The organism is Aminobacter sp. P4_D5, assembly GCF_056401815.1.
Window position 1 is genome coordinate 1 of record NZ_JBFUIP010000129.1, and the last position, 16,226, is coordinate 16,226.

A 16,226-nucleotide genomic window follows, 5' to 3' on the forward strand; every position below is an offset into this window, starting at 1 on the left:
TGCCTGCTCCTTGCGCGCTTTCACGGCGCGGAAACCAATCGAAAGGCCGTCGAGCGCGCCGCCACGCAAAAGATTATGCACGTCACGGGCGCGGGCAACGTCTTTTGCCAGCCTGCCGCGCACGAACAGGCCGCGGTTGTCCTCCTTCAATTCCGTCCAGGTGCCAATCGGCTGGTTGGGATCGTGCTGGAAAAGCATGCGAATGCCGGCAGCACCCCGTGTCCGCAGCGATTTGGCAAACGCCCCGCGCTCAACCACATCCTTGCCGAGATCGATCCGCCCAAACAGGCTGGCATAACCCGAGAAGGTGCCGTCGACAGCAACCTCGTCGAGCACCAGGTCGACGAATTTCCGTTCGCCATTCCGCGTCGCTGCCTCATGCATCATGAGCGCCACTCCTCTTGCGTCTTTGGTCGATCCAGCGGCCGATGCGGTTGCCTTCAAAGGCGCGCATGACGAAGCCGAGCGCCCACCACGCACAAAGGCTTGCGGCCGCTGCCCCCATCATCGTCATCTCGGTTGGGCTGATCAGCTCTTCGATGCCGAGTTCGGCGGCGATCTTCAGGCCAACGGTGCCCCCGAACACCAGCCCGCAAACAACGCCCACCGAGAAGCGGACAGCGGCCTCTCGTCGTCCTTGCGGCAGGATGTAAGCGAGCGAGATCGCCGAGCCGGCAATCGCACCCGCGCCCTTGGCCAACCACAGCCAGCCGGGGTCGGATATGTACGTCATGGCTCTTCGGTCCTGTATTTGGGATTGTTCAGCCGCGCGGCGGGTAGCCCACGGCCTCGCGCTTTTCATCGTCGCTCAGGAAGTTGGCCGCTTCGACCCTGGCCCAAAGCGCGTCGCGCTCCCCGGCAAGCCCCTCGACCTGGTCGGCGTCGTACCAAAGCCGCAAGCCGTCGCCGAAAGCCGGCGCCAGCCAGGCCGAAAGCTCCCTCGCCGTCCTGGCCACCAGCGGCAGGACAGTCAGGCGATAGAAGGCGCGGTTCGCCTCCTGATAGTTCGCGTAGGTATTGTCGCCTGGAATACCGAGCAGCATCGGCGGCACGCCAAAGGCGAGTGCTATGTCGCGGCTCGCCGAATGCTTGGCCTCGATGAAATCCATGTCCTTGGGCGTCAGCCCCATCGCTTTCCAGTCGAGCCCGCCCTCGAGCAGCAGCGGCCGGCCGGCGCGCGTCGTTCCCGAATAGCCATCTTCGAGTTCAGCCTTCAGCCGGTCGAACTGTTCGTCGCTCAGATTGCCGCCGTCCTTGGGTGCATAGACCAAGGCACCGGAGGGCCGCGCCGAGTTGTCGAGCAGCGCCTTGTTCCAGCGCCCCGCCGCATTGTGCGTATCGAGCGCGATGAGTGCGGCTTCGAGCGGTGGGAATCCGTAGTGATCGTCGAGTGGATGGAAGAGTGTCAGATGCGCCGCACCGCCCTGTTCGCTCAGGCCGAGGCCGATACGACGGCGCGCACTGCCCTCGCGATATTCAAGCGCCGTCGGCCAACCGCTCGCATCAGCTGCCACAGCGACCCTGTCAGGCCGCAGCAGGTGCAGCTCGCGCGCTCCACCGCCCGCCTCGACCAGCTCGACATAGGCATTGCCCGAAAGCAGCAGGTGCCCGTACAGCGCTTCCATGAAGCTGCCGCCGGCCTGCCGCTCATTCGGCCGCTCGAACAGCTTCAGCAAGCCGTGGTCGTCCAGTTCGCTGGCGCCCTCATAGAACAGCCAGGGAATGGCCGACGCCGTCTCCGAGATCAGGCGCACCGAGCGATGCACGATCGGGTTGCGCATGAAACCTTCGCGCGCAAGTCCCGCATAATCGCGCCGCGTCCAGCGCGCCTCGCCCTGCGCATGGATGGCGACAAAGCCAGTCGGCCCGCCGCTTTTGCGTTCAGGCACGGTGCTGCCCCTCCCAGTCCGCCAGGACCAAGGCCAATTCAAAGCCATATCGTTTCCTGTTCAGAGAAAATCGCGGATTCGCGGTTCGGTCGACCAGTCCGGCATCAGTTCGCCGATTGCCCAGACCAGCGCATCGACGCGATCGGGAGAACGGCCATTCGACAACCCWTTCGGGCCGAAATCTCACATCTCGTCTTCAAGCGCGGAAAAGCGCCCGGCATGTCGAACTTTGCCCTGTGCATAGAGTGCGGCAATCGGCTCGGCGCGCAGCCATTTCGACCGCCGCGCCCACACTGCCTTGACCGGCACCGCCGGATCGACAGTGCGGATTACCGCCGTCACCATCTCGCCGCCCTGATTGGTCTCGGCAACAATGCTGTCGGCTTCCAGGCGGTGAAACAGCCTGACCGCCGTGCCAGCCCAATCCTGCGGTTTCGCCGCTTGGACCGTCGCATCGGCTAGGACCACCGCCCTGCCCGCGCCATCGAGTCCGACCGCAACAATGCCGCACGCATCAGAAGTTTTCCGCGAACTCGCCGGCGGATCGACCGCCACCACGATACGGCGCAAGTCGCTCGCTTCCGCGACCAGGGCTGCCTCGAGCATATCGCGCGACCACAAGGCATCGTCGCGATCCTCGATCAGTTCGCCGTCCAGTTCCTGCCGGCCCAGCACGCTGCCGCCATAACGACTGCGGATCGCCCCCAGAAAGCCGGGCGCGAGGTTCGCGCTGTTTTCGTCCGACCGCATGCGTGTCACCACAACCTCCGGGTCGGCCAGCAGCCGCTTCAACAGCGGCACCGGTCGTGGTGTCGTGGTGATGATCTGCCTCGGCCTGTCGCCAAGCCTGAGCCCGAACTGCAGCATGTCGAAACAGGCCTCGGCATGTTTCCACTTCGCCAGTTCATCGCACCACGCCGCCTGAAACTGCGGCCCGCGCAGACTGTCGGGGTTTTCGGAGGAAAAAATCTGCGCTACGGCGCCACTGTCCCAGACCAGCCTTTTGCGGCTCGGTTCGAAACGCGGCCTGTCGTGACGCGAAATCGTTGCGATCCCGGACGGCCCTTCGATCATCACCTCGCGCACATCGGCCAAAGTCTCGCCGACCAGCGCAATTGGAGAATGCGGCCGACTCGCAAAGGGCGAAAGCCCTCGCACCATGGAGTTGACCCATTCGGCCCCCAGCCGCGTCTTGCCCGCACCGCGTCCGCCGACCACCAGCCATGTCGCCGGCTCTGCTTCGAGCAGATACTGAGCAATACGGGCTGACCAAAACCACTCCTTGGCGGTCAGCTCACCTTGGCGAACAGTCAGGTTCTTGCGCGCCCAGCACTCGTGCATAGTCTCGAGCAAGCTCGACGATGCGTCGGTCGATCCTTGCAAGCACGTCCGCCATTTCTGCATCTCTGTTCGTCTGGCTCACCTTGGCTGCATCGCCTCCCCGCATCAGTTCGCTGATCTTTTCGACCGTCCTGACGATCGAGCCGACCATGGCGACCTGGGCCTTGTCGAGACCGCCTTCGTTTTCCAGCCGAAGTGTTTCGACCTGCCCGACAAGGGAATCGGCCAGCCGCGCCAGCCGATCGTCGAAATCGCCCGCAATCGGGCTCGCCCAGCCATCCCGCAGGATGCGTCTGTCGATCGAAGACACCGCATAACCGCTCGCTGCCGATAGCAGCGCGGCATCGACCGCCGCACCTTCAAATAGCGCGCGCAGTGCCAGCCATCGCTCGTCCGCTTTCGCGACCAACGAAACCTCCATAACAATGTTTTGGGAAACTGCCTGTCGGTGCAGCCGGTTTGGCTACACTATCTTTGACGATAGCCAGACACTACCAAAGCACCGTCACGTTGTCAAGAATATATTCCTATACTGGCGCATTTTTCGTAATCCCCCAGCTGTGTCCAACTGCCTCTTGTCGTACCGGCAAAAATCGGTGACAAGTCAGGCATGGGCCGAGGGACGCGCGCCCTGAATTCGCCAGCAAAAGTATTTTGGTATAAGCTGCAGCACGCCCGGGCTCGTCTCGAATGGAAAATCCCACCGAACCACGCAAGAAGAGAGGCCGTATCGCGGCTGGCCTGCTGGCCATCGACGCATGGCTCGACTCCACGCTCTACGAACTGCGTTTCAGGGCGCAACAGTTCTGGRAAAGCGCCACGATCTTCTTCCGCCGCTTTCGCGTCAAAGGCTGGCGCCGCGGCGTCATTGAGGTGTTGAGCGAGTCATTCACCATGGCGGCCGGCGGCTCGGTCGTCATGCTCGCGCTCGCCATGCCGGCTTTCCAGGAGACTACCGGCAACTGGCGCAATCAGGACGACTTCGCCGTCACCTTCCTTGATCGTTACGGCAATGAGATCGGCCAGCGCGGCATCATCCAGCGAGACTCGGTGCCTGTCGACGAGATGCCCGACCACCTCATCAAGGCGGTGCTGGCAACCGAAGACCGCCGCTTCTTCGAGCACTACGGCATCGATTTCTTCGGCCTGGTCCGCGCCATGTCGGAAAACATGCGCGCCAATTCCGTCGTTCAAGGCGGTTCGAGCATCACCCAGCAGCTCGCCAAAAACCTGTTCCTCACCAATGAGCGCACCGTCGAACGCAAGGTCAAGGAAGCGTTCCTGTCGCTCTGGCTCGAATCGAACCTGTCCAAGAAGGAAATCCTGCAGCTCTACCTCGACCGCGCCTATATGGGCGGCGGCACATTCGGTATTGCGGCGGCCGCCGATTTCTACTTCGGCAAGCAGGTCAAGGATCTCAACCTCGCTGAGGCGGCGATGCTCGCCGGCTTGTTCAAGGCGCCGACCAAATACGCCCCTCACATTAACCTTCCTGCTGCGCGCGCTCGCGCAAACGTCGTGCTCAGCAACCTTGTCCAGGCGGGTTTCATGACGGAAGGCCAGGTGCTGTCAGCACGGCTGCACCCCGCCGACATCGTTGATCGCGGCGATCGCAAGAGCCCCGACTATTTCCTCGATTGGGCCTTCGACGAGGTCAAGAAGATCGCCGCGAAGTCAGGCATCCACTCGCTGGTCGCCCGCACGACGATCGACATGAACATCCAAAAGGCAGCCGAGGAGTCGGTCGAATTCCACCTGCGCCAGTTCGGCAAGGAATTCAACGTCACCGAAGGCGCTGTCGTCGTCATCGAGACCAATGGAGCGGTTCGCGCCATCGTTGGTGGCCGCGACTACGGCGCAAGTCAGTTCAACCGTGCCACCAGGGCACAGCGCCAGACCGGCTCGTCGTTCAAGCCTTATGTCTACGCAACCGCCATGGAGAACGGCTTCACACCGGATTCGATCATTTCCGACGGTCCGATCAGCTGGGGCACGTGGTCGCCGAAAAACTACACGCGCGGCTACTCCGGCCGCATGACGCTGACGACCGCGCTGGTCAAGTCGATCAACACTGTGCCGGTGCGGCTTGCCAAGGATCACCTTTCCATTCCACCAATCAAGGCGATGACCGAGGCGATGGGCGTCGAATCTCCTGTCAGCGCCCACAAGACCATGGTGCTTGGCACGTCGGGCCTGACCGTCATGGATCAGGCGACCGGCTACAGCGTGCTGGCGCAGGACGGCATGGTCGGCACGCGCCACGGCATCACCCAGCTCGTCACCCATTCAGGCCAGCTCGTTTACGACTACAGCAAGGACGCGCCGCCGCCGCACCGCGTGCTGTCCGAGCAGGCAGTCGTGTCGATGAACTCGATCATGGTGCAGATTCCCGAGGTCGGCACGGCACGCAAGGCTGCCCTCCCCAACATCCGGTCCGCCGGCAAGACCGGCACCACCCAATCCTACCGCGACGCCTGGTACATCGGCTACACCGGCAACTACACGGCCGCAGTCTGGCTTGGAAACGACGACTTCTCGCCAACCAACAAGATGACCGGCGGTTCGCTACCGGCGATGATCTGGCAGCGTTTCATGGTCTATGCCCACCAGAACATCGACCTGAAGCCCATTCCGGGCATCAAGAACCCATTCGTCGACCCGGCCGCGATCGCCAAGGCCAAGGAGGCCGAAAAGAACGGGGGGCAGCCGGCGGTGGCCGATACATCCGATCGTCCTCCTGTCTTATCGAGCACCACCACGCGCGCGCTGCGCGACATCGCGGATTTCTTCCACAACGCACCTGCCATCGAGCCGCCACCCGAGCCCGAAACGCTTTCGGCGCTGTGACGTTGCGAGAAGCCTGCCAACAACAGGCCCCGCACCGGTTGCAGCCGTTCCCGACTTGCCTTCCAGTCACATGGCGGGATATTCCTCCGCCAACTCCATCCTGCGGCGGCTCATGCTGAAACAATCGCTCCTGATAGCTCTCGCCCTTGCCGTCGCGGTCGGCGGTGGTGCTGCAAGCGTAGGCATGGTGCTCAATTCGCAAGAGGGCATCGGCGCCGTATCGGTCGGCCCCTGGACCGCCTTCCCCGACATCGGCACGCCGGATGCCGATCCCTACTCCAAGGCGCGTGTGGCACGTGACGGCGTTCTCGCGCTTGGCCGTGCGGAAGGTCTCAGTTTTGTCGCAGATCGCGACTCCAGCGGCGTCACGTTGAAGAGTGAATGCAATTATCGCGTCGAAGGATCGCTGCCGGTCGCACGGTTCTGGACGCTCTACGCCACTGACAGGGCCCACACGGCGCTCAAATCGGGGATGCGCCGCGACTCGGCATTGCATTCGCTGGAAGTTCTGCGCCAGCCTGACAATTCCATCGAGATTTCGGTCGGCGAACGGCCCGAGCCAGGCAATTGGCTCGCGGTTACCGGTGTCGGCGCCATGAACTTGGTGCTGACGCTTTACGATACCCCCATCGCCAGCAGCACCGGCCTGTCCGGCATTGAAATGCCGCGCATCGTCAGGGTCCAGTGCAATGCGTAGGCTGTTTCACACACTGGCCATCGGACTGATCGGCGCAGGCATCGCCCACATCGTCATTCTGCTGCTCGTGCCCAGCTTTTCCGAGCGTGATGCGTGGTCTCGCCTTGCGATGGTCGCAGGTCCCAACAAGGTCGTCCGCCTCGACAAGGACGTCGGTGGAGCGCCAGTGGTGAAGTCGCTCGATCCGTCGTTCTACGAAGCCGCTTGCCGCTTCGATCTCACCGAAGGCGTCGTGCGCATCGATAACGCCGGCAAGGTTCCCTACTGGTCAGCCTCGGTCTATGACCGTAGCGGGCAAAACATCTACAGCTTCAACGACCGCACCGCGACCGACCGAAGCCTCGATTTCGTCGTGCTTACCCCAGCGCAGATGATCGACTTGCGCAAGGAATTGCCGCCGGAGTTCGAAAAATCGATCTTCGTGGAAACGCCGATCGACGAGGGTATCGTCGTCGTCCGCGTCTTTGTTCCCGACGATAGCTGGAAGCCGATCGTCTCCCGCTTCCTCGACGGCATCAACTGCGAAATCCAATAAGGCGCAAAATCGTCTGGATATGGCGTTCAGTGCCGCGGCAGCGGATCCTTCCGACGAGGCGCGACACTGCGTTGCGTGCGACCGCCAGATACCGAAGCCGAACCCGACATGCGCTCGTAGCGCACGCCTGGGAAGATGATGATTGATGCCGTCGTGTCCGGTGCACTTGGGGACCGGTGGCTAGCCGCACGACGCGGCATGAATGACACAATGCTGCCCATGTTGGCGATTCCCTCTCGGTTCAACCGGAGTAAGCACGCAACGCCTCCAAAAGCCGATAAGGCCAGCAGAGAGGTTAACAGTCCGTTACTGCCATGCCTTTGAATCAATTCCCGTGCGATGCGTTTGACACTCGCATTTTTAAACAGGCGACGTGAAAGGTCCGTGAGCGTTTCGCCAATATCGGCCTCACCTACAAAATTCTTTTGGATCGTTCTATCTGACCGGAGTCCCAGGCTCGCCCAGCGGACCAGGGTTGAGACAGAGAGAAACGTCGTAACCTTTTGTTAATCAACGCATTTCTTAACGGCAAAGTTAACAGTCCGCTAACAAATCAGCGCTAAGTTTATCTTCATCTTCGGGACATCCAGGACGGACACAGCAGTGCCCGACCGCTTCCGAGACAGTGTCGAATTGTGTCAGGCGTAACCGTTCGTGTCAGCATCGGACTTCAGGCAAATCGCCATCGGACGCGAAAACGGAAAGCCCGAGCGGCTGTTCCGGGCCGCCGTCTCTGCGTTTTGCGCCCTGCCCCGCCCCTCACGCCGCGAAATCGCACAACTTGAAGATCTGACGCTGCCGCTGTTCGACAAGGTGTCGGTGGAAGCCCGCCGTTTTGTCGCGGCCGCCCTTTCCGAGAGCGAATATGCGCCGCCCGGCCTGGTTCGCCGCCTTTGCGACCAGAGCGTCGATATCGCCGCACCGCTGCTGATCCGTTCCCCCGTTTTGTCCGATGTCGCGCTTATTGCGCTGATCGGGCGCCACGGCCTGCCGCATGCGCGCGCGATCGCCCGGCGCCCAAATCTCAACACGACCATCGCCGACCTGATCAGGGTGCTCGAACGCCCGCGCTTGGTTCACCCCGAAACCACCGCACAGGAACAGATACCGGCAGCTACCGAAAGCAGTCCGGCCCTCACCTCGGCACCAGATGTGTCCAGCGCCCCCGGTCCCGGCCAACTCGCCGAAAGTGTCCGTCGCCGGCTGCGCTCGATGATGGCGCCCAATTACCCACATCAGTCTGGATCGAGCGAGGGTTTGCCCCACGCAAGCGCTTACGACAAGCTCAAGACAACCGCCCTTACAGGCAATAGCGCGTTCTTCCAGACAGCCCTTGCGGATGCGCTGGAAATCGATTTCCAGACGGCCCGTTCGATCACCGAAAAGTCCGGCTACTCCTCGCTCATCGACGCGCTCAAGGCACTGGATTTGCCGGAAGAACAGGCGTTCCTCCTCGCCGCCACGACCTTCCCGGGCCAGTTTGCCCATGCCGAGGCCATCAGGCTGTTTCTTGAACGCTACCGCCTGCTGCATCGCGATGTAGCGCTTGATCGCGTGCGCGACTGGAAGGCAGCCTCCGTCGGCGCCCGCATCCGCAGCAACGCCGAACGTCTTCGGCCACAACCGAAGGCTGACGGGTCCCTCAGGGCGTCGTAAGCGAAACCAGATCCTTGATCTCGGTCTTGCCAGGTTCGATTTCCACCACCCAGATATCAGGATCGAAGCGACGCTCGCGCTCAAGCCGCTTGTCGATTGCGGTGCCGTCATCATCGCTTTCAAGCAGGGAGAACTGGCGTTCGTCTGGCCGCGCCATGTCGTAGCTCGTCTGGGGTGCCGGCCCATAAAGGTTCGAGCGGCCAAAACGATCGCGAGTCAAAATGAAGACCGCGCCTGCCTCCAGCGCGCCCCGGTTGAGAATGGCACCAAAGCCCCCTTCGCCGAAGACCCGCCGCAAAAGGGCCGATACCCAAAAATCCGTGGTTAAGCGCATCTGTCCGGCCCAATCGCAAATTCGATCCGGCCTCTATAGCGGCCTACAGGCAAGACGCACAGGCCATTCGGCCCGGGTCCTTCCGTCAGTTGGTCAGGCCGATCTCGCGCATCTTGACGTAGACCGCCGGGTCAGGCTCGCCCGTTTGCGGCAGGCCGAACAAGGACTGGAACTCGCGGATTGCCGCCTTGGTCCTGCCGCCAGGAACGCCATCGATCTCGATGCCGTCATTGCCGAAGGCCTTCAGCCCAGCCTGGATCTTCATGATCCGGGCGCTGACGCCTGCCTCACTCGTCGGTTCGGTACGAGCGGGTAGCGGAGTTGCTTCGACACGCGGCGCCGGCGTAGGAGCTGGTGTTGCCTGCACGCGTGGTGTCGGCTTGGGAGCTATGCCCGCGGTCGTTTCAGCAGCGCCGAGTTGTTCGAGCAGCGAAGGATCGATCTCGCCGGTAGCGGCCAGGCCGACTTTCTTTTGATAGGCCTGGATGGCGATGCGCGTGGCAGGTCCGTTGAGCCCGTCAACCGTGCCGTCGTAAAAAGCCAAGTCTTTCAGGATGCTCTGGACCTGTTCGATCCGCGGATCGCCTTGCGGCCGAACAACTTCAGCCTGCGGTCGCTCGATCTTGATCGTGGTCTCCGGCGCATTCTCTTTCATATCCGGAAATTCAGCCGCTTCGCGGGTCGAGAAGAACGCGCCTTTGTGGGCATAGGGCTGGTACCACAGCGCGTTAGCCGAGACGTAAAACAGCGCCACCAGAAAGGCTGTCGAGCCGCCGACAAGGATAGGATTGCGCGCGATCAGTCCGCCAAGCGCCAGTGCACCCTCTTGCAGGGGGCTGCGGTCATCGACGACGACCTGCTTCCTAGCTTGCTTTGCGGAGCGAGCCATTGCGCATCTCCTTGTTCCTGCTCGCAGGCAGCCGCATCACTTCGCCCTTCGTCGGCTCGGGGCGGAAGGCCGGGCCTTCGATCGGCAGGCTGATGGTAACAGTGGTTCCCTCGCCCGGCGCGCTCTCGATCGACATCGTGCCGTCGTGCAATGCGACCAGTCCCTTGACCAGCGAAAGCCCCAGGCCCGTGCCTTCGAAGCGGCGGGTGTAGTCGTTCTGGACCTGCATGAAGGGCGTGCCCAACCGTGGCAAATCCTCCTGGGCGATGCCGATGCCGGTATCAGACACCCAGAAATGCAGGCGCGAGCCAAGCCGCTTGGCGCCGATCTCGACCCTGCCGCCCTCGGGCGTGAATTTCAGCGCATTGGACACCAGGTTGATCAGGATCTGCTGCACCGCGCGCCGGTCGGCCTTGACCTCGCCCGTACCGGCAGCCACTTCGATAGCCAGGTCGAGCGCTTTCGCCTCAGCCTGCAGCGCCAGCATCGAGGCGCACATGTCGACGGCCTCGCGGAACCTGAATGGCTCCGGATTGATCGCATAGCAGCCCGACTCGATCTTGGTGACATCGAGGATCGAGTTCACGACTTCAAGCAGGTGCTGGCCGGAATCACGGACGATGCCGACATATTCCTTCTGGCGCGGCTCCTGGAAGCCGCCGAACATCTCGTGCAGCAGCATGTCGGAGAATCCGATGATCGCGTTCAGCGGCGTCCGCAGCTCGTGGCTCACGGCGGCGAGGAAATTGCTCTTGGCAAGCTCCGCGCTCTTCACCGCATCAGCTGCCTTGGCCAGTTCGTCGCGCAGGTCGGCAACCGTGTCGTTGTCGCGGATGATCACAACAAACGATTGGCCTTCGCCCTTCATCATCTCAAGCGCAAACGGCCGGAAATTGTCGCCGGCGTCGCTTTCGTTCTGCCTTGGCAGGCGCAGGCGCAGTTCGACCTGACGCAGTTCGGCGCCGTCGCGCATGTCGGCCAGTGCACAGAGATAGCCAACACGATCGGCAACATGGATTCGGTCGAAAAGTGCGCTGCCCAGCAAAAGCTCAGGCTGCAGCCGCAGCATGGTCCGCGCCTGGTCGGAGACATCGGTCACGTCGCCATTATGCGCAACGCGCAGTACCACTGCCTTGAGCACACTTTCCAACGCATTGGTCGGAGCGACATCGTGCTCGACACGACGATCCAGAAACGCACTGGCACGAACTGCAAAGGTTGCGAGCCAGGCTACGGGCAGCAGCCAGTGCCAGGCCGACACCGCAGCACCTTCGGCAAATGGCATCGAGCCAAGAAAACCTTGTGACAGCAGAGCAGCAACGGCCGCGACTGCGCCAAACATTGCCGCCTTGCGTGTGCGCCAGACCCACAGCGCTTCGAGCGGCAGCGAAGCAACCAGCAACGTAGCCGGCGAGGTCACCCCACCCGCAGCAGCTATGATAGCTGCGATTGCGGCTATTCCGGCAACCAGCGATGCCATGCCAATCTGAGTGGCCTTGCCCGTGGCGGCAACCAGGAGCGCTGCAAGCCAACTCAGGCTGAAGGCGGCGAAAATGACGGCAAAGGTGGATGCTGCGCCGAGCTTGGCCGAAACCAGAACCACGCCCGCCCCGGCAACGAGAAAGGGAGCCGCCAGCAACAAGCCGACAAGGCGGCGTTGCTGCGACCGCACGGAGCCATCGATCGACGGATGGACCAACCGGTCGCAGCCGGCGGCCACCGCACCGGAAAACTCACCGTATCTGGTCATGACAAAACTCAACGCTACGCACTCTTCCGTGGCTCGCTTGCGGGCTCTTTTGTGGTTGTCCCCAAACTCGCACCGAGCCTTTAATGAAGGAATAAAGCAGGGCGACCGAAACCCGGCCGCATGGCGAATATCGGGATCACAACGCCGACATTCGAGAACAGTTGTCGCCATGGTAAACGGAGGGTTATTTGCCGACTTGGGGTCCGCGAATCTGGCCAGGACTCGCCCTCACGAAATTTCGCAATTTAAATCAATTGCTTAGGAGTCGTATGAGAGATTGCCTGCACGAACGCGCCCGCAAGCTGGGCCAGTCCGTTAAACTTTGGTGAAAAGCCTTCGCAAAATACCACCTTTCGCAGCAAGCGCTCCTTTGCTCCTTCATGCCATTGTCGACCCAACAAATTGCATGGCAGCTGGAGACAAACCGGCCCGCCAGACCACAAGAGGCATCCCATGGGCTTTCTCATCAGAACCGCATTCTGGTTCTCGCTCGTCCTGCTGCTGCTGCCGCTCGGCACCGGCCCCAATGGCGAAAACAGCGTGAGCCCGCTGCAGGCGATCTTTGCCGCGCGCGAGGCCGTCGGTGACATCGCCGGCATCTGCGAGCGCAAGCCCGAGGTTTGCGAGACGGGCAAGGCAGCAATGCAGACCATCGGTGTCAGGGCACGCGAAAGCGCCCGCATCGCCTATGAGGCGCTCGACCAGCAGTTTGGACAACCCGACACCGCCACCCAGACAGGCAGCGTGCCGGCAACGGACGACGAACCGGCCATCAAAGCCCCTGCTCCTACAAACTAAACTCCATTTGGCCGATGCTTACGGCCACCGTAGGTCGCCCGCCTCCGGCATCTCAGGTACTTTTCTTTTTTCGTGACGGGCGGCCGCGCTGCCACTATATCCAAAGCATCATGACGACCTCGATCGACACCATCCGCGACGACTTCACATTCCTGGACGAGTGGGAGGACCGCTATCGCTATGTCATCGAGCTCGGCGAAGCGCTTCCACCTTTCCCCGAGAGCGCTCAAACCGATGCCAACAAGGTACAGGGCTGCGTCAGCCAGGTCTGGCTGGTGACCCATCAGGGCGACGGAGCCGATCCGGTCATCCGGTTCGAGGGCTATTCCGATGCCCATATCGTGCGTGGGCTGGTTGCCATCATGCTCGCGCTGTTTTCCGGTCATCGTGCCAGTGAGATCATGGCTATCGACGCCGAAGCGACCCTGAAGACACTTGGCCTCAACGAACACCTGTCGCCGCAGCGTGCCAACGGCCTGCGCTCGATGGTCAAGCGCATCAAACGCGACGCCGAGGCAGCACAGCGCCAGATCGCCTGAGCCACCTCAGCCCAGTTTCGGGCGATAATCTTCCGCTCCCCAATGCAGGACCTTGCGCCCGCGATTCATGCCGGCGCCCGGATTATAGTGGCGCGCCAACACCCCGAGTGCCGATTTGAGCACGATCTTCGCCGAGCGCACCGGCCAGCAACGCTCTGCCTCCACCAACTCCAGGCCCTTGAGAAAACAGCAGACGTCGATCAGCACGCCTGAAAGCTCCGGCCCAACAGCATCGATCGCCATGTCGACCCGCTGGCGCGCAGCAAGGGCCGCGTCGGTCAGATCGACCAGCCCGCCGCCAGCACCGCGCTTGCCTGACGACACACTCGCCACCCAATTTGCGCCCATGCGCGGCATGATCTGGCCGCGCGTGTAGTCGGAGCGCAACCGTTCGCCGGCTGCAAATTCGCTCCGGCTCAGAAACGGCTCGCCCGCCTTGGTCTTGCGCCGGACGAGTTGGCTCAGCGGCGATTCCGACAGGTTGATCAGAGCCGCATGCTGCCCCGCCACGGTATCGACAATGATCGTTTCCAGCTCGCGGTGCTGCCCTTGGAATGGGTCGGCCGCTCTCGCCTGGCGCCGAGCAGCCGCCCTGCCTTCCGGCGACAGCTGCACCGTTCGGGAACGGCGGCTAACAAGGCCCTCGCGGGCAAGTGCCGCGAGAACATTTGCGTCGACGGCGATCCGCTCGGCCCTGTCATTTTCGAGCAACACCTTGCCGCCGCCTGCGGCAGGCTCGCACTCGGCGGAGCCCTTGGCCAAAAGCGTGAGCACGCGCTTCCGCAGCTTTTCATCAACCAGATCATTGCTCATGTCAGCGCTCCAGCCTGTCGCGAAACGCCGCGATCGCCACCCGCTCTGCAAGGGCCACGATCCGGTCGAAGTCGGCATCGTCGCGCAGATCTTCGACGGTATGGCAGGCATAAAGCACCGTCGTGCGGTCGCGTCCGAAACCCCGGCCAACCTCGCTCATGGTAAAGCGGAACACGACATGGGCGACATACATCGCAATCTGCCGGAGACGGCTGATGTCGTTGCCCGTTCGGCCAAGCCGGCGCAGTTCCTTGCTCGGAACGCCAAATAGCGCGGCCATCAGATCGATCATCGCATCGCAGCGCTCGACCACCTCGTCGCGACGCATTTCGGCAAGGAGCTCGAGCGACGAGCGCTCGTCCCTCGCCGCAGCTTCGCGCGCCTCGTTCTGCCGCTTCACCAATAGTGCCGATGTGGATCCCACCAAACTCGTCCCCCACCAAAGATAGGAATAAGTTCTTATACCGTGACCCGGCAGGGTGTGAACAAAAAATGAACACGGAGAAGGGGATCAAAAATTCAACACATTGGAATCATTCGAATTTTTATTTTTCTTCGCTAAAGTTTCGCTGCAGTTTCTCCCCACCCTGAAAACCGCCCGCATGATTGCCTGATCAGAGTCACAGCAGGCAGGTCGCGATGCGGGATTTTTCAGGTGAAATTGCAGCTTTCAAGAGAGACAAGCTCACTGAATTCACAGATGCCAGGCAAAGAGCTTCCTTGCAGCTTTGCTGCGGGATCGAGCTTTCGAATGCATTGTCCGGAGAGCCAACACCGACATTGGCGCTACTCAAGCGTCTCGAGCGCGCGATCGAGCGCGAGCGGCTCAGAGGCGTCAATCGCCATTGGAGCTACGATCTCAACCGCCACATCGCGCTCAAGCAAGTACGAGACCGGCTGAAGGGCGTGTTTCCCAATGGGCCGGGACGCTTGTCGCTCCGGCCGCGCCGAAACCGGCCAAAACGCAAAGCGGCGCCCGAAGGCGCCGCAGGCTGAATGTATTTCGAAGTGCCGTTACTTGGCCTTGCGCTTGCGTCCCAGGCCCATCTTCTTGGCGAGCTGCGAGCGCGCAGCCGCGTAGTTGGGTGCCACCATCGGATAGCTGGCATCAAGGCCCCACTTCTCGCGATACTGGTCTGGCGTCAAATTGTAGTGCGTCATCAGGTGACGCTTGAGGGATTTGAACTTTTTACCATCTTCAAGGCAGATGATGTAGTCGTCGTGCACCGAGCGCTTGGGATTGACGGCTGGTTTCTGCTTGTCCGCCGGCGGTGTCTCGGCGACGTTGCCAACGCGGCCCAGGGCTGCGTGGACATCGGCGATCAGCCCCGGAAGCTCTCCCACCGGGACCGGATTGTTGCTGACGTAAGCTGCCACCACATCGGCGGTCAGTTCAATCAGTGTGTCGTTGCTAGCTGCAGGCGTTTCGGAAGTATCCATATGCTTCAGGCCCCAATGTGACTGGATGTTTTTTTGCCCGATATCTCGACCGGGATGCGGCGCGTTCTTGTATCGCAATTTGCCACTGCGACTCGCGTTCCATCACTTTAATGAGCCTGTCTCTATAACAAGTCAATTCACTATTCTTTGCGATACAAGAACAATGAGTTCAACACTTCTCTAACAAATGAACGTTTTTGATAGGGCAATGCCATTAAGTCAGATCAAGTTGCGCAACTCTGAAAGTTCTGACCGATGGTCATTGTGAGCGATCAGTTACCATATGATCGTTCTTCTTTGACGGATCGACAGTTTCCGCCAGATCGTCGCTTACCGAGCCCGGCCACATGCGATATCCGGCAGCATATGCCGCCTTGGCAAGCAAATGAGCAGAAATCGGCGCTGTCAGCAGAAAGAACACAACCCCCGCCAGCACGCGAAGTGCTGTCGCGAATTCGCCAATATGTACTCCAAGTGCGATCAACATCAGACAGGAACCCACAGTTCCGGCCTTCGAGGCTGCATGCATACGTGTGTAGATGTCAGGAAGGCGTAACAAACCTATGGATGCAGTCAGGGCAAACAACGCGCCAACCACGATAAGAGTTCCGGCAAGATAATCACCAACACCGTTGATCATGGCCGCTCCTCTTCGGCTTCGTCTTCCTTGGCATCGACACCGCCGCTCATGACAAAAC

Annotated in this window: 18 protein-coding genes and 1 pseudogene; 7 read left to right on the forward strand and 12 right to left on the reverse strand. The window is 61.4% G+C overall.

Going from position 1 to position 16,226, the window contains the following annotated elements:
- From AC1DWF_RS22580 to AC1DWF_RS22600, 5 genes and pseudogenes are all read right to left on the reverse strand, one after another.
- Nucleotides 1-387, reverse strand: a 387-nt coding sequence (locus AC1DWF_RS22580) for an HK97 family phage prohead protease (protein ID WP_476842078.1), incomplete at its 3' end; no start/stop codon positions are given.
- Entirely contained in the window at nucleotides 377-733 is a 357-nt protein-coding gene (locus AC1DWF_RS22585) for a DUF6107 family protein (protein WP_476782524.1), read from the reverse strand. The genes AC1DWF_RS22585 and AC1DWF_RS22580, both read right to left, overlap by 11 nt.
- Before the next feature lie 28 nt (nucleotides 734-761).
- Nucleotides 762-1,937 carry a phage portal protein gene (locus AC1DWF_RS22590; protein ID WP_476782525.1) on the reverse strand — a complete coding sequence of 392 codons (1,176 nt, stop codon included), beginning with the start codon at nucleotides 1,935-1,937 and terminating at the stop codon, nucleotides 762-764.
- A gap of 12 nt (nucleotides 1,938-1,949) precedes the next feature.
- Nucleotides 1,950-3,230, reverse strand: a pseudogene (locus AC1DWF_RS22595) (DNA-packaging protein).
- The gene (locus tag AC1DWF_RS22600; protein ID WP_476782526.1) at nucleotides 3,184-3,639 is read right to left on the reverse strand and encodes a hypothetical protein; all 456 of its coding nucleotides are present in this window, start codon (nucleotides 3,637-3,639) and stop codon (nucleotides 3,184-3,186) included. Before AC1DWF_RS22600 ends, AC1DWF_RS22595 begins: the two are co-directional and overlap by 47 nt.
- Nucleotides 3,640-3,920: 281 nt before the next feature.
- On the opposite strand from AC1DWF_RS22600, the gene AC1DWF_RS22605 reads away from it, so the two are divergent.
- The 4 genes from AC1DWF_RS22605 to AC1DWF_RS22620 all read left to right on the forward strand — a co-directional run bounded on the left by AC1DWF_RS22605 (nucleotide 3,921) and on the right by AC1DWF_RS22620 (nucleotide 8,965).
- Nucleotides 3,921-6,077, forward strand: a complete 2,157-nt coding sequence (locus AC1DWF_RS22605; protein WP_476842079.1) for a transglycosylase domain-containing protein — start codon at nucleotides 3,921-3,923, stop codon at nucleotides 6,075-6,077.
- 112 nt (nucleotides 6,078-6,189) lie between these two features.
- The gene (locus tag AC1DWF_RS22610; protein WP_476782528.1) at nucleotides 6,190-6,774 is read left to right on the forward strand and encodes a DUF1214 domain-containing protein; all 585 of its coding nucleotides are present in this window, start codon (nucleotides 6,190-6,192) and stop codon (nucleotides 6,772-6,774) included.
- On the forward strand, nucleotides 6,767-7,309 hold the full coding sequence (locus tag AC1DWF_RS22615) for a DUF1254 domain-containing protein (RefSeq protein ID WP_476782529.1): 543 nt from the start codon (nucleotides 6,767-6,769) through the stop codon (nucleotides 7,307-7,309). The genes AC1DWF_RS22610 and AC1DWF_RS22615 overlap by 8 nt, the downstream gene beginning before the upstream one ends.
- Before the next feature lie 654 nt (nucleotides 7,310-7,963).
- The gene (locus AC1DWF_RS22620; RefSeq protein ID WP_476787491.1) at nucleotides 7,964-8,965 is read left to right on the forward strand and encodes a DUF2336 domain-containing protein; all 1,002 of its coding nucleotides are present in this window, start codon (nucleotides 7,964-7,966) and stop codon (nucleotides 8,963-8,965) included.
- Here AC1DWF_RS22620 and AC1DWF_RS22625 read toward each other — a convergent pair.
- The 3 genes from AC1DWF_RS22625 to AC1DWF_RS22635 all read right to left on the reverse strand — a co-directional run bounded on the left by AC1DWF_RS22625 (nucleotide 8,952) and on the right by AC1DWF_RS22635 (nucleotide 11,938).
- Nucleotides 8,952-9,299 carry a DUF1491 family protein gene (locus AC1DWF_RS22625; RefSeq protein WP_476782531.1) on the reverse strand — a complete coding sequence of 116 codons (348 nt, stop codon included), beginning with the start codon at nucleotides 9,297-9,299 and terminating at the stop codon, nucleotides 8,952-8,954. The two genes, AC1DWF_RS22620 and AC1DWF_RS22625, sit on opposite strands and share 14 nt — an antisense overlap.
- Nucleotides 9,300-9,384: 85 nt before the next feature.
- Nucleotides 9,385-10,188 (reverse strand): peptidoglycan-binding domain-containing protein, encoded by an 804-nt coding sequence (locus AC1DWF_RS22630; RefSeq protein ID WP_476782532.1) that lies wholly within the window; start codon nucleotides 10,186-10,188, stop codon nucleotides 9,385-9,387.
- The gene (locus AC1DWF_RS22635) at nucleotides 10,163-11,938 is read right to left on the reverse strand and encodes a sensor histidine kinase (RefSeq protein ID WP_476787492.1); all 1,776 of its coding nucleotides are present in this window, start codon (nucleotides 11,936-11,938) and stop codon (nucleotides 10,163-10,165) included. The genes AC1DWF_RS22630 and AC1DWF_RS22635 overlap by 26 nt, the downstream gene beginning before the upstream one ends.
- A 453-nt stretch (nucleotides 11,939-12,391) precedes the next feature.
- On the opposite strand from AC1DWF_RS22635, the gene AC1DWF_RS22640 reads away from it, so the two are divergent.
- Together AC1DWF_RS22640 and AC1DWF_RS22645 are read left to right on the forward strand one after the other, a co-directional pair.
- Complete coding sequence (locus AC1DWF_RS22640; protein ID WP_476782534.1) at nucleotides 12,392-12,736, forward strand: DUF5330 domain-containing protein; 345 nt, start codon at nucleotides 12,392-12,394, stop codon at nucleotides 12,734-12,736.
- Between the two features lie 110 nt (nucleotides 12,737-12,846).
- The gene (locus tag AC1DWF_RS22645) at nucleotides 12,847-13,275 is read left to right on the forward strand and encodes a SufE family protein (RefSeq protein ID WP_476782535.1); all 429 of its coding nucleotides are present in this window, start codon (nucleotides 12,847-12,849) and stop codon (nucleotides 13,273-13,275) included.
- 6 nt (nucleotides 13,276-13,281) lie between these two features.
- Here the strand turns inward: AC1DWF_RS22645 and AC1DWF_RS22650 are convergent, their stop codons facing one another.
- Both AC1DWF_RS22650 and AC1DWF_RS22655 read right to left on the reverse strand, forming a co-directional pair.
- Entirely contained in the window at nucleotides 13,282-14,088 is an 807-nt protein-coding gene (locus AC1DWF_RS22650) for a DUF6456 domain-containing protein (RefSeq protein WP_476782536.1), read from the reverse strand.
- 1 nt (nucleotide 14,089) lies between these two features.
- Nucleotides 14,090-14,512, reverse strand: coding sequence for a helix-turn-helix domain-containing protein (locus AC1DWF_RS22655; protein WP_476782537.1), 423 nt, complete (start codon nucleotides 14,510-14,512; stop codon nucleotides 14,090-14,092).
- A 356-nt stretch (nucleotides 14,513-14,868) separates the two neighbouring features.
- Here AC1DWF_RS22655 and AC1DWF_RS22660 point away from each other — a divergent pair, with 356 nt between their 5' ends.
- Entirely contained in the window at nucleotides 14,869-15,084 is a 216-nt protein-coding gene (locus AC1DWF_RS22660) for a hypothetical protein (protein WP_476782538.1), read from the forward strand.
- A gap of 18 nt (nucleotides 15,085-15,102) precedes the next feature.
- Here AC1DWF_RS22660 and AC1DWF_RS22665 read toward each other — a convergent pair whose 3' ends face one another.
- On the reverse strand, nucleotides 15,103-15,528 hold the full coding sequence (locus tag AC1DWF_RS22665; RefSeq protein ID WP_476787493.1) for a Ros/MucR family transcriptional regulator: 426 nt from the start codon (nucleotides 15,526-15,528) through the stop codon (nucleotides 15,103-15,105).
- 259 nt (nucleotides 15,529-15,787) lie between these two features.
- Nucleotides 15,788-16,168, reverse strand: coding sequence for a monovalent cation/H(+) antiporter subunit G (gene mnhG / locus AC1DWF_RS22670; RefSeq protein ID WP_476782992.1), 381 nt, complete (start codon nucleotides 16,166-16,168; stop codon nucleotides 15,788-15,790).
- Nucleotides 16,169-16,226: the final 58 nt, after the last annotated feature.